The organism is Lentibacillus daqui (assembly GCF_027186265.1).
In the GTDB taxonomy this organism is placed as follows: domain Bacteria; phylum Bacillota; class Bacilli; order Bacillales; family Amphibacillaceae; genus Lentibacillus_C; species Lentibacillus_C daqui.
The window spans coordinates 3,227,755-3,241,222 of record NZ_CP114176.1 but is presented as its reverse complement, the minus strand read 5'-3'; the positions used below and the strand labels follow the sequence as shown (position 1 = coordinate 3,241,222).

Annotated in this window: 8 protein-coding genes and 1 pseudogene; 7 read left to right on the top strand and 2 right to left on the bottom strand. The window is 42.5% G+C overall.

The features are described from left to right. Positions 1 to 229: 229 nt before the first annotated feature. Positions 230 to 3,616: a 5'-nucleotidase, lipoprotein e(P4) family gene (locus O2S85_RS16175; protein ID WP_269410328.1), complete on the bottom strand. Its 3,387-nt coding sequence runs from the start codon at positions 3,614 to 3,616 to the stop codon at positions 230 to 232. A gap of 372 nt (positions 3,617 to 3,988) precedes the next feature. Here O2S85_RS16175 and O2S85_RS16170 point away from each other — a divergent pair, with 372 nt between their 5' ends. From O2S85_RS16170 to O2S85_RS16145, 7 genes and pseudogenes are all read left to right on the top strand, one after another. After that, positions 3,989 to 6,046 carry a glycoside hydrolase family 3 protein gene (locus tag O2S85_RS16170; RefSeq protein ID WP_269410327.1) on the top strand — a complete coding sequence of 686 codons (2,058 nt, stop codon included), beginning with the start codon at positions 3,989 to 3,991 and terminating at the stop codon, positions 6,044 to 6,046. 95 nt (positions 6,047 to 6,141) lie between these two features. Beyond that, positions 6,142 to 7,410, top strand: a pseudogene (locus O2S85_RS16165) (exo-beta-N-acetylmuramidase NamZ family protein); the annotation flags it as partial. Continuing rightward, positions 7,387 to 7,671 carry an FIMAH domain-containing protein gene (locus O2S85_RS18940; protein ID WP_439649463.1) on the top strand — a complete coding sequence of 95 codons (285 nt, stop codon included), beginning with the start codon at positions 7,387 to 7,389 and terminating at the stop codon, positions 7,669 to 7,671. The pseudogene O2S85_RS16165 and the gene O2S85_RS18940, both read left to right, overlap by 24 nt. Before the next feature lie 123 nt (positions 7,672 to 7,794). Beyond that, the gene (locus tag O2S85_RS16160) at positions 7,795 to 9,282 is read left to right on the top strand and encodes a serine hydrolase domain-containing protein (RefSeq protein WP_269410326.1); all 1,488 of its coding nucleotides are present in this window, start codon (positions 7,795 to 7,797) and stop codon (positions 9,280 to 9,282) included. A 271-nt stretch (positions 9,283 to 9,553) separates the two neighbouring features. After that, positions 9,554 to 9,748, top strand: coding sequence for a hypothetical protein (locus O2S85_RS16155; protein ID WP_269410325.1), 195 nt, complete (start codon positions 9,554 to 9,556; stop codon positions 9,746 to 9,748). A 123-nt stretch (positions 9,749 to 9,871) separates the two neighbouring features. After that, positions 9,872 to 11,224, top strand: a complete 1,353-nt coding sequence (locus O2S85_RS16150; protein ID WP_269410324.1) for an IS1182 family transposase — start codon at positions 9,872 to 9,874, stop codon at positions 11,222 to 11,224. A gap of 15 nt (positions 11,225 to 11,239) precedes the next feature. Beyond that, positions 11,240 to 11,992, top strand: coding sequence for an Abi family protein (locus tag O2S85_RS16145; protein WP_369420111.1), 753 nt, complete (start codon positions 11,240 to 11,242; stop codon positions 11,990 to 11,992). A 289-nt stretch (positions 11,993 to 12,281) separates the two neighbouring features. Here O2S85_RS16145 and O2S85_RS16140 read toward each other — a convergent pair whose 3' ends face one another. After that, a complete protein-coding gene (locus O2S85_RS16140) occupies positions 12,282 to 13,463 on the bottom strand; it encodes a plasmid pRiA4b ORF-3 family protein (protein WP_269410323.1) in 1,182 nt (393 codons plus the stop codon). Positions 13,464 to 13,468 lie beyond the last annotated feature (5 nt).

Below are 13,468 nucleotides of genomic sequence, written 5' to 3'. Positions count from 1 at the left end.
ACGGCATAGAGCCTGTGCTAAGCTAAGTGGAACAACTCCTTAGAACTTCAAATGGCTTGAATACTTCATAGCGTGTATTTTCAGATCCCCCACTCGTGGGATGGGCCTTCTTGTTTGACTTTCGTTTTGAACTTTACATCGATCAAACCTTTTACCAGATTTAACGTCCACTACAAAAAAGACTGATCGCCCCGCTTAAGCAGGCTCGATCAGTCCTTTTCTTAAACAATCAATTTTTCGCGATATCAATGATCCGTCCCTCGATTTCAGGATCGACTTTTCCGTTCAGATCATTGACCATATAATCACGGAGCTGTTCCCAGTCGTTTTCGCCAATATCTTTAAATCGGCCTTCCTCGTCTGCCTTAGCGAGTGTTTCAAAACCATCGCCGCCCTGTGCGGTAAATTCATTCGTGGTCACTAGGTATGCTTCATCTGGATCGATGTCAACATACTCTCCATTTTTATTGACCTTCATCTCCACGACCCGGTCGCCTGGTTCCCGATTGCTGTCAAATTTGAATGTCATACCGGAAACGTGCAGGAACCCGCCATGATATTCTGGTGCCAAATGCACACTATGTTCAAGGACCTCTTTAAGCTCTGCGCCGGTAAGTTTGCCGACGACAGGGTTATTACCAAACGGCAGCACATTGATCACGTCACCTGTTGTGATTGGTCCTTTTTCAATTGTAGCCCGGATACCGCCGCCATTCTGGAAAGCAATCACTGTATCGTCAAACTTGCTCTTGGCACCGGCCAACATCGCATCTGTGACGAGGTTGCCGATCGGTGTTTCCTCAACGCCGGTCCCGCTGTTTTTAATATCTTTAAGTGCCTCTGCGCCAATCGCTTCATTCTCGGTTTCCTTAATCTTTTCAGCGTATGGCTTAAGTACCTCTGTTGCCTCGGGATCTGCATCATAATCATCGACATCGAGCAACTCTCCGGAATGGCCGGTAACGACCCCATCATCGTCAAACTCCACATCGAGCGTGCCAAGGTATTGACTGTACTCACCTGCCTGAACAATGACGGTCGGGTCTTTTTCATGGCCGTCCGCGTCTTCTGTCACGACTACCGGCTCCTTCAGCGCGGTATGCGTATGACCGCCTACGATGACGTCGATACCGTCAATCTCGGCAAGGAGCTGATCGTTACCGAAGACAGGATCGCTATCATAGCCGAGGTGGGAAAGGGCAATAATCTTATCGACCCCTTCTTCCTCGAATTCAGCGACCGCTTCCTCGGCAGTGTCCAGATAGTTATGGAAAACCACCTGATTCGGTCTGGAAATTTCTGTAGTTTCCTCCGTATCCAAACTGAAGATGCCAATTTCCTCGCCATTGACTTCCTCGATCATACTGTAGTAGCTCTTGCCGGGGTCTGCATTACGCACAAGTGATTGATCCGTCGCCAGCTTATTCATAAACGGATCATCGGAAAAGTCGATATTGCTTCCCAGAAACGGAAATTCAGCAGCATCAACAAATTTAGCGAGCGTTTCATTGCCATCTTCTTTATCACCGCGATCAAATTCATGATTCCCGTATGTCATCGCGGTCATATCCATCAGGTTGAACAGGGTCATGTCTGCCTGTCCGCCGAATTCCGTGAAATAGAGTGTCCCCGAAAAAGCGTCGCCCGCGTGAAACAACAGCGAATCAGGTTTTTCCTCCCGCTCTTCCTTGATCGCCGTCACCATCTGTGGCAGCAACTCGGCATGGGCATGCGTGTCGTTCATGTGAAGAATGGATAGTTCGAAATCCTCGAGCGACTGTTTCCATTTCTGAATCAGCGCATCAGCGTTTGATAGCAACGTGTCATAAGCATTTTTTGTAATTAAATCGTTATCGTTTTGATAGTCTAGCAACTTCTTGAATCCTTCCAGATGCTTGATAACCTTTTCGGCGTTGCTATTGTTTTCATAATGACTTACTGCGGTTAAATGCACTTGTAAAGCGTGGGCTTCTTTATCGGCAATCTCGCCTTCCGTATGGAGTTGGGAAACAAGGTCTTTGATTACCTCTGCACTTTTGCTTTTGTTTTGAAAGTAATCTAAATGATCTTTGCGTGCTTGCATTTTTTCTTCGGCTGTTAGATCGCCATCATATAAGGCGCTCTCCCAATCGCCGTACATTGGGTTAGGGAAAACGATGAATGAATCACCGAATGCATCCTGTTCCTCGTCCACTTGTTGATTTCTTGCTGCTAATTCCTGGTCTTTTGGAAAACCGGTGAAATCTGATAAGTTATCACCGAAAAATAATAGAATATCATGATTCTCGTCAATTTTATCGAAACGATCCTGCTTTCCAGTTTCACCTTCTTTTGTAAGCAAAACATTATCGTTATCTACTTGAGGGGCACCTATTTTTTCCAGGTTTTCTACGGTAGCATCTTGCAGTCTATCGGAACGCCCGGTTACATAGTAAATTTCCACTCCTCGGTCATCGGCATAGTTAAGAAATTCTAATGCGCCGGGGACAGCTTCTGCTTTTGCGCTTTCCTGCCACTCATCAAGTGACGCTTGTCCGCCCGTTTTAGTCATTGTCGCATTGTATGGGCCGCCATCCAACACAGTTTCATCGACATCAAGTACGATTGCGGGATTCTGATTCGTTCCTTCTTCAAGGTTAGTGTCCAACTTCTCTTTTCCAATGTTGTACGCTTGGTGATATAATGCTTCTGCTTCACCTGCCGTTTGATACCAGGCGATCGACGTCATATTCTGATCCTGGAGTTTTTTATCATCTGGTGTTGCATCATCAGATGAATCGTCATTTGGACTAAAATAGGTTAAATGATCTTTGCGTGCTTGCATTTTCTCTTCCGCTGTCAGATCGCCATCCGGATATAAGGCACTTTCCCAATCGCCATACATCGGGTTGGGGAAAACAATGAATTGGTCGCCAAATGTATCCTTCTCATCGTTTACTTGCTTGTTGCGGGCATCTAAAGGCTGATTCTTGGGGAAACCGGAAAAATCGGAGAGGTTATCTCCAAAAAATAAGAGAATATCATGATTTTTATCAACATCATCAAAGCGGTCTTGTTTCCCTGTTTCACCTTCTTGTTTCAATAATACATGATCATCATCTGCCTGAGGGGCACCGATTTTTTTCAGATTTTTAACGGTAGCCTCCTGAAGTTTATCAGAGCGTCCGGTTATATAATAAATTGCCACGCCCTGTTGATCGGCATGATGAAGAAAATCCAAGGCACCTGGCAATGCTTCGGCCTCTGCGCTCTCCTGCCATTCATCTAAGGAAGCTTCCCCGCCTGTTTTAATGGTTAAAGCATCAAAGGGGCTGCCATCTAGAACGGTTTCATCTAAATCAAGCACGACAGCTGGATCTTGATCCGTTCCTTCTTCAAGGGCAGCATCCAATTTCTCTTTTCCAATGTTGTACGCTTGGTGATATAATGCTTTTGCCTCACCGGACGTCTGGAACCATGCTGTCGCCATCACATTTTGCTCTGCTAACTGCTCCTCAGGCGTTTGTTTTTCAGGTTCACCCTGGTTTTTCTCCGCCATTACATGACTATTTCCAATTAATAATGAAAAAGATAACATAAAGACTGTGAAAATACTTACGCGTCGTTTTGCATGCATGAATTCTCCTCCTCGTATCTAATGTAGAATCTCTGTTTTAGTCAAGCCGTATCCCAACATGTAAAATTTTATCGAATGGTGGGAAAATTCACTAGTGCCTTATTACCTAGCAAAGTTATTTCATGCTAGTACTTAATAATTATTTTTTGAAAAATCAAATACAATCGACTAACTTCGACGTTTTTTGCAAAGCGCATCTATTATACTTGGATGAAACATAATCGACTTATTTCGAATGGGAGTAGGTTGAAAAATGATGTCGAAGGGAGTGATTGTATTGTATAAGCATGCTCCATAGCTGATCATTGATTAAATGGGTGATGGCACGAAGGTTTTCATAACATAATCATTAAATTTTGAGGAGGGGTTGGGTTGAAACGTCGTTATTTATCGGTGCTTTTGTCGATTACGCTTTTATTATTATGGTCTCCGCAACACAGTTTTGCCAATGCAGACAGCGCCAAAACTCTTGATGCCGATGCGAAACAAGCTGATGAAATAAAAGAAATCATGGATGACATGACAATCGAGGAAAAGGTAGGGCAGCTCTTTATCATTCATGCCTATGGAAAAACACCTACCGATGAAGAATACAAAGATATCAATTTGGAAAATAATCGGGGTGGCAAGAACTTCAAAGAGATCATTGAAAACTATCATATTGGTGGGGTGATCTATTTTAACTGGAGCGACAACATTGGTACGCCGCTTGATGCGGGGCAAGTAAACCGTCTATCGAACGGGTTGCAGAAGATTGCTGCGGAACAGGATCATACCATTCCATTGTTCATTTCAACCGACCAGGAAGGTGGAATTGTGCAACGGGTAACAAGCCCTGGCACTGTGTTTCCGGGTAACATGGCACTCGGTGCGACCGGTTCCGAGGAATATGCTAGCAAATCAGCAAGCATTCTTGGTAATGAATTACAAAGTCTGGGCATAAACACGGACTTTGCGCCGTCACTTGATGTCAATATGAATGCGGAAAATCCTGTCATCGGCGTGCGTTCCTATAGTGAGGATCCCGAATTGGTATCCAAGCTTGGTATCGCACAGATTCAAGGTTTTCGGGATCAACATATCATCGCATCTGCTAAGCATTTTCCAGGTCACGGTGATACGGATACCGATTCGCATACCGGACTGCCAGTTATCGACCATGATCTAAAGACGTTGCAGGAAGTGGATTTGAAGCCGTTTCAGGATGCGATTGACGAAGGAATTGATTCCATTATGACAGCACATATTGTCGTTCCGGCTTTGGATGATTCAGGCTTACCGGCAACCCTCTCCAAGCCAATTCTTACCGATTTACTACGGGAGGATATGGGGTATGACGGGTTAATCATTACCGACAGTCTTGGTATGGCCGGGGTGAATGAGTATTATTCACCCGATCAAGTTCCGGTTGAGGCCGTAAAAGCCGGGGTGGATGTTTTGTTAAACCCGCCGGATGTGGAAGAGGCCTATAACGGTTTGTTGGATGCGGTTCAATCGGGTGAGATTAATGAAGCAAGATTGGATGAGTCTGTGTACCGGATTCTATCCGCGAAAATGGAAAAGGGGCTGTTTCATGACCCATATACTGACCCGGAGGAAATTGAGAATATCGGGACGGATGCCCATTTACAAATAGCAGATGACATTGCTGAAAAAAGCGTGACATTGGTACAAAACAAAGATGACGTATTACCTTTGGAAACTGAATCATCGGAATCCGTTTTTATAACGGGCCCTGACCAGGCACAGCCGGAGCAACTAGCCGATTATTTAACCGAAAAAGGCATGAACGTAAGCATCCTGGCAACCGAAACAAGCCCTACGGAAAACCAAATTGAAAGGGCTGTTGAACAAGCGAAGTCAGCAGATAAAGTGATTGTAACAACATATACAGCTAATACCAATGACGATCAACAACAACTGGTCAAACAACTGGAGAAGATCGATGTACCAGTTATTGTCGCCGCACTTGGTAATCCGTATGATCTGCAAGCTTTCCCAGATGTAGATGCCTATATCAACACGTATAGTTATCTGGACGTGTCTGTGCAGGCATTGGCAAATGTAATCTCCGGAGATATCAATCCGTTTGGAACGTTGCCAGTGACCATTCCCGATAATTATGAAAAAGGTCATGGCCTCGACTATATCGATACACCCCGGACTGCTGACGGGATGAAGTCGCTCGTGTCTGATTTAGCAGCATCCGGCGATATACCAGATGCGATTGTGCATGACCTGACATTACATTTAACCGCTGTTAGCCATTATGAACAAAAAGAAGCAGTGAAAAAAGTTGTGAAACATATGCAGGGATTTAAAGCGATGTTGGACGCTCAAAAAGAAAACGACACGATTTCACATAAGGCCTATAGCTATTTGGAGACCGAAACAGAAAAATTGATCCTGGACTGGGAAGGTAAGCAGTAGTGTAATGGGTTCTTTGTAGTGGAACTTTTGTTAGTCTTTATTGACGCTAGTTGGAATGAGATTTTCAATAAATACGTTGTGTGTGGGGGATTTATATGAAAAAACGCTATATCATTGTGTTTTCCGCTGCCTTTCTATTGTTAACATTGTCCATTCATGCAGTGGCCAGTGACAATAAAAAGGATCGTGCAAATACGATGTCAAATGATGGTACCTTGGAACTCGGGATAGACGTATTGGTAAACGAGCATTTAGATGAACTGGAAGGAAAGAATGTGGGTTTAATCACGAATCCGACTGGTGTGGACCAGGATTTAAATAGTATCGTGGATTTTTTGCACCAGAACGACAAAGTGAATCTGGTTGCGCTCTATGGGCCTGAACATGGGGTTCGCGGTGGAGCACAGGCCGGGGAGGATGTTGATTATTACATGGATGAACGGACAGGCCTTCCTGTATACAGTTTATATGGTGACACGAAAAAACCGACACCGGAAATGTTGGAAGATGTGGATGTCTTGTTATTTGATATCCAGGATGTTGGGGCACGTTTCTATACGTATATTTACACTATGGCCTATGCGATGGAAGCAGCAGCTGAAAATGATATTAAAATGATCGTACTGGATCGTCCTAATCCGATTTCTGGTGGCAATGTGCAAGGGCCGGTTTTGGATAAGGATTATGCTTCATTTGTTGGAATGTATCCGATTCCACAACAGCACGGGATGACGGTTGGAGAATTGGCGGAACTATTTAATGAAGAATTCGATATTCATGCGAATCTGGAAGTCATGAAGATGCATGGTTGGGAACGGTCTATGTATTATGATGACACGACGCTTCCATGGGTTATGCCATCACCGAATATGCCAACGCTTGATTCGGCAATTGTTTACCCAGGTACAGCATTAATCGAGGGAACGAATATTTCTGAAGGAAGAGGTACAACCAAACCGTTCGAATTGATTGGAGCTCCGTTTATTAATGGGGAAGATTTAGCCGAACAATTGTCTAAAGCGGATCTTCCTGGTGTACGTTTTCGAGCAGCCTACTTCACACCACAATTTTCCAAACATGAGGGTGAATTGTCTGGCGGGATTGAAATCTATGTAACGGATCGTAATTCCTATGAATCCGTGGAAACAGGTCTAACGATTGTAAAAACAATTCACGACATGTATCCTGACGACTTTGAATTCCGTAAAGAAGATGATTCCGGTGTATCGTTTTTTGACCAATTAATTGGTAACGGCTGGGTACGGAAAAAAATTGAAGAAGGAGCTTCGGTAGAGGAAATTGTAAATGAATGGGAGGCGGATTTAGACGATTTCAAAGATTTGCGGCGGGAGTATCTGCTTTATACCACTAGTGCGAAAGATATTCAAGATGTTGTCGCTGATCTGAGGGATAGTGGTGATATTACGGATGATGCTGCACATGATTTGGAATTACACTTAACAGCTGTTGGCCAGTACGAGAAAAAGGAAGCATTTGATAAGGTAGTCAAACATATGAAAAGCTTTAAAAAAATGATTGATTACCAGAAAGGAAACAATCTTATCACCAGTAAAGCACAGCAAACGCTACAGCAAAAAGCCGATGCATTATTGGCACAGTTTTAGGGGGTGCCTGTCACTCCCTGAACTATGCCCATGTTTTATCGAATGAATAAGCTGTTTGGCTTGTTGATTGCCTGCCATCTGTTTGAATAGAAAGGATATGCTATTTGGGGGAGGACAATAAAGATGAAAAAACGCATGATATCTATGTTTGTGGCGCTGGTTATGGTATGCGGGATGTTGACCACGCTGCCACAAACCAGTTACGCCGCTCAAACCGGACTTCAACCGGGAACTCCGGAACAGGAATCGATGCTAGCACAGCCACTTGAAGATATCGATGATGCCATTCACGATGCAATCAAAGACAACGTGATGCCCGGAGCTGTCGTACTTGTTGCCCGTAATGGAAGTATCGTCAAATGGGATGCGTACGGGTATGCTTTACAGTATGCGGATGATAATTTTACCGAAGTAGACGATCCAGTGAAGATGCAGGAAGATACGATTTTTGATATGGCGTCTATTTCCAAGCTATTTACCGCGATATCGGTCATGCAGTTGTGGGATCAGGACTACTTTGGATTGGATGATCCGGTATCCGATTATCTTCCGGAATACGATACGAAGGAAAAACGGGATATTACCATTCAGCAATTGCTAACACATACATCCGGGGAAAAAGCGGGCCCATCCAAGGAATTGTATGAAATGGATGGTGATCGTGAAGAACTGTTGGAGTATGTCATGGAAGAACCGTTGGAGAATGAGCCTGGTGAAGCATATATGTATAGTGACATCAATTATATAACACTGGGCGTCTTGGTAGAACGTCTAAGTGGTGAGCGGGAGGATGCTTATGTACAAACGCATATCCTGGAACCCCTTGCATTGTCAGACACCATGTATAACCCACCGGAAAATTTAAAACCACGGATAGCTGCGACCGAATTTCAGCCATGGACAGATCGGGGGATGGTATGGGGCAGTGTACACGATGAAAAGGCGTGGGCACTGGACGGTGTAGCTGGACATGCCGGTGTGTTTAGTTCCGCCGAGGATTTAGCAACGTTTTCACAAATGCTATTAAATAAAGGAAGTTACCAGGGTGAATCGATTGTTTCGAAAGAGGCCTTTGATTTGATGAATACCAATTGGAATGAAGCATTTCCGGGGCAGAATCATGGACTTGGCTGGGATTTGAACCAGGATTGGTATATGGATATACTAGCAGAGGAAGACACCCTGGGGCATACGGGCTATACGGGAACCTCCATTGTGGTCAGTCCCAAGCTGAATACGATTGCGATTTTATTGACAAATCGCGTACACCCGACCCGTGATACAGTTTCAACAAATGGTATACGGAAAGAGGTGGCAGCAAAAACGGGTAGTTCCATTTATGCTTGGAATGCAGAGAGCATGCAAGCATTAGTGGAAAGTTTGCAGGACAAGGGAGCTTTTTCTAATGAAAATACGGCAAGATCTTTGGACGTTCACCTGGCTGCAGTAAAGCGCTTTGAAGAGACAGAGCAGACGGAAAAAGTTCTCAAGCATTTGGGTGGCTTGCAAAATCTCCTGGAACACCAGCGAAATGAGGGGCTTATTTCGGATGATGCCTATGATTCGCTTGTCGATGGTGTAGCGTATTTGATGGGGAAATGGCGAGATTGAGCATGTGCGGGTTCTGCCATGCGAATATACCGATTTATCATTTTTTTCTTTACAAATGGAATGCAAAAGGTTACAATAATAATAACTGAACTCACCACGCCTCTTAACAATGCGGACCAGGGTGGGTCATTTTTTTAGGCTAACGAAACTGAAAACTTAAAAAGTATGCTGCTTACCCAGAGCCCCCCTAGTGCTAATTTATCCATTCAACGAATCAACAAAACTTTTAGTTTAATATTACTTATGCTGTTTTATCAAGGGTGAAATCAAAATGGCTCCTTCAGATCATATACATATCAAAGAACCAAAAACATATGAAGAACAATTGGATATTTTAAGGAGTCGAAATCTTATCATTGACGATGTTGAGGATGCTTTGGGGTTCTTGAAAAAAGTAAACTACTACAGGTTTTCTGCATATGGCCTCACATTAAAACAAAAAGATAATAAAGATTTATTTGAGTGAATTTCATAATTCCTAGCCCTTGTGCCCCAACGAATTTGAGACATAAAAAAGGAAGTACCTCCCCAAATCTTGTATAATGGTAGTTGAACCGACAACCAAAAAAAGACTGGAGGAGTACTCCCTATGACCATTATACGACAAGAAAGTCTATTTAGCATCCAAGAATTATACGAGATGGAACCTACCCATCGTTATGAATCGATTATTTCAGTGATAGATTTGGATGCGATTTATTATGAAGTGAACAAAAAATCCCACCTTGGCGCACCTGTAGATTTGAATTATGCGGCGATGATTATTTCCGTTTTTATTCGATATGTTGAACGTATTCCAACGGTTAAGGACCTAATTAAACGCCTAAAGGACGACTTTGTTTTTAAACTGAATTGTGGATTTCTTGTGTCTGACCACACCCCGTCTGAAGCCGCCTATTCTCGGCTTTTAACAAAACTAAAAGCATCTAACGTTTTGGAGAAAGTTCAAGAAAAAGTTGTGCTTCAAGCAATTGCTGAAGGCTTTATTATGGATGACACTGTCGCCATTGATGCAACCCATTTTGAAGCACGTGATCAAGCGCCGTCAAAGGAAGAAAAACAAAAAGCTGAGCCCAAAAAACGCGGGCGCAAATCCAAGGAAGAACGTGAACAATGGCTTATTGAACAGGCAGAGAAAGAAGCCAATTTACCACTTTTCGAAAAGAAAATAGAAGCACAGTTGGATGCACCTTTAGCCGAATTACGCGCCGAGGTTCCTCAAGACCCTAAGTGGGGCGTAAAAAAGAACTCAGAAGGAAAGAATGTCTTTTGGTACGGATATAAGGGACATTTGGCTGTTGGGACATCCAGTCAATATATTCTACAGGCCCTTTTTTCTTCAGGCAGTTTGAATGACGGGAAGGCTGCAATCCCGTTATTAAAAGGGGTTAATGAACTTCCCCTTCCATCATTGAACCATCAGACAATGGATGCTGGTTATGATTATCATGCAATTTATGAACAAGTGCACCGAATGGGGAATCAGTCCGTCATTGCTTATAATAAGAAAAATGAAAGCGAGCCAATCGGTTTTGATAAACACTTCGCCCCGACCTGTTTTCGGGAGCATTCCTACCGTTATGATAGTTTTGATGCCAAATATGAAACATTGAAATACACAAGACCAAAAGAGTGTAGTGACTGTCCTTTGGCGAACGAAGACATCTGTCAAAAGGTTTACAAGGTAAAAATAACAACGGATCTTAGGAGATATACTGCGCCCGCTCGTGGATCAAAGGCTTGGAAAACACTATTCAAACGTCGCTCTGCTGTTGAACGTGTAAATGCCTATCTCAAAGAATTTTTTCAACTTAACAATGTTCGTTATCGTACTGGAAAACGCGCAAAAGTTCACTTTGACATTGTAACGCTTATTTATAATGCTTCAAAATTAGCTGCAGATCGTATCAATGTACTGTTAAACCAGCAACAAACTGCTTAATTAAATTTTTAAAAAATTTGTTTTAAAAATTCTGCAGGTCTGTGTATTTTTAAAAAGAGCAATTATGAAATTGACTCATTTCAAAAAGGAATAACCTTCCGTCGAATAAAAATGATTTATATATTTGACCAGAAGCTGCGTAGTCTTCTGATGAATTATTTGGAGTACATTGAAATTGAATTCCGCTCTAGGATAGCGTATTACCACTCGCACAAATATGGCTCGCTTGGTTATAAAGAAAGTGCCAATTTTTTATCCGAATCGAAACATGAAATTTTTTTGAAACAATTACAACAACAAATTGACAGAAGTAGATCTGAGTTGTTTGTTATGCATCACAAACGCAAATATAAAGGCGAATTTCCTTTTTGGGTGGCAATTGAAGTAATATCTTTCGGGGAATTGTCAAAAGTCTTTCGAAATCTATTAAAAAACGATAAAAAAGAGATAGTTAAGTCATATAAGATTTCGAGTTATTATATAGAAAGTTGGCTTCATACCTTATCTTATATTAGAAATGTGTGTGCTCATTATGGTAGATTGTATGGAAAAAGGCTGGTTATTGCACCAATGCTCCCAGGGTCAGAACGAAGCTTTAACAATAAAACTGTCTTTGCGGCAATCTATATTCTATCCAGATTACTACATATTGAGGAATTGACCAACTTTATTACGTCTTTAAATGCCTTGCTTGAACAATATGAAACGTATATTACCTATGGAGATTTGGGGTTTCCAGAGAAATGGGAATCTTTACTTCTGAGATAGTCTAGGATGCCTTTTGGGACCTCTGTCACTTCCTCAATTATGTCGTATATTGCCGAATAAGCTGTTTGGCTTTGGGTTTTGGGAGTATTTTAGTCGTTAAAACCGAATGTTTTTGGAAATTAAAATATAGAGCCATATAAAGTCTTTAACTGGAAAGACTTTATATGGCCCAGTGCCCGGCGGCTCAAACTCCAGATTTCTACCTACGATTTACCAACATCGGTTCCTTGATGAAGGGATGCCCACTAAAATCGGGTTTTGCGTCCTTCGCTGTCGTTATCCTTATGATTCAATATTCCTCGTCCCAATATTGCTCCGGAGCGCTTCCTTTTTCGGCAATAATTACTGGAGCTGTCGGTTCCCCCTCTAATGGTGCAATGTTTTCAAGGGTTACGGTAAATATCCATTCATCGCCATAATCATATAAATACATAAAGTGCTGGCCTTCATGTAATCCGGCACTACCGATCTGGATGTTTGCTGCATTTGCTCCGGAGTCATCGTTGGGAGAGGCGATACAATTGGGAGACCATTTTTCTCCATCCATAAAAAAGGAATACAAGTGTTCGTCGTCGAAGTTAAAGGCTTGTATGATTGCCTTGTGTAAATCCTGCATCGTATGTTCAGATGAAATAGTGATTTTCCGCCAAACTTTCACATGCCACATCACATGAAAGGTATACAGCCCGGGTGTATATGTCCCTGAATCCCTTGGCAATGTTTGGGACAAATCCCTTTTCGGAAATAGCCCATCAAATGCATGATGAAAAGCTTCTGGCTTCTTTTTATTTACTGTTCGCTTTTCACTGGGCATATCGGGAAGCGCTGAACCAGGTACAGGGTTGACTTCTCCATATTCCACCCTGAGCGGAATATTCCAGACAGTTATATCCCTAGACTCCAGTAAGATTCGGAGCATGTTTTCTCCAAACGGCGTTAGTGAGATGGATTTTGCATAAAAATCGTTTTTCTTGCCGTATTTATCTATTTGCTCCTGATCCTTTTCGCATACCCAAAACCCGAACCACTCTATGTGCAGGAAAAAATGATTCCAGCAACGTGTTAAATTAGCAAGCATGGTATTGAAGCCAAAATCGATTTGCTTATCATCAAGTAATTGTTTACAAACGGTAGCAAACATGTGATGGATTTGGTTGCGATGTTCTCCAAGCATTTTTGCCCAATTGGCGTCGACCCAGAATGTTTCTAGTAAAACGAAATATTTCTCAGTGAATGTGAGCTTTTGAAACTGCATCCACCGATTCGTTCCTTGTAGCTTAAGCTGATTGGCGGTTATGGGCGCTTTTTCCAAAATTCTGCTAGCAAGGGCAAGATGATATAGAAAATGGATATATGGATATTGTTCCTGCTGCGGGCGGTTTGTCTTATTTTTCGCTTTGATGGATAACAGGCTATTCAGATCCGGTAGTTGTTTCGATGGAATGTATGCTTTTGTCTTTGTTAATTCCATTGGAT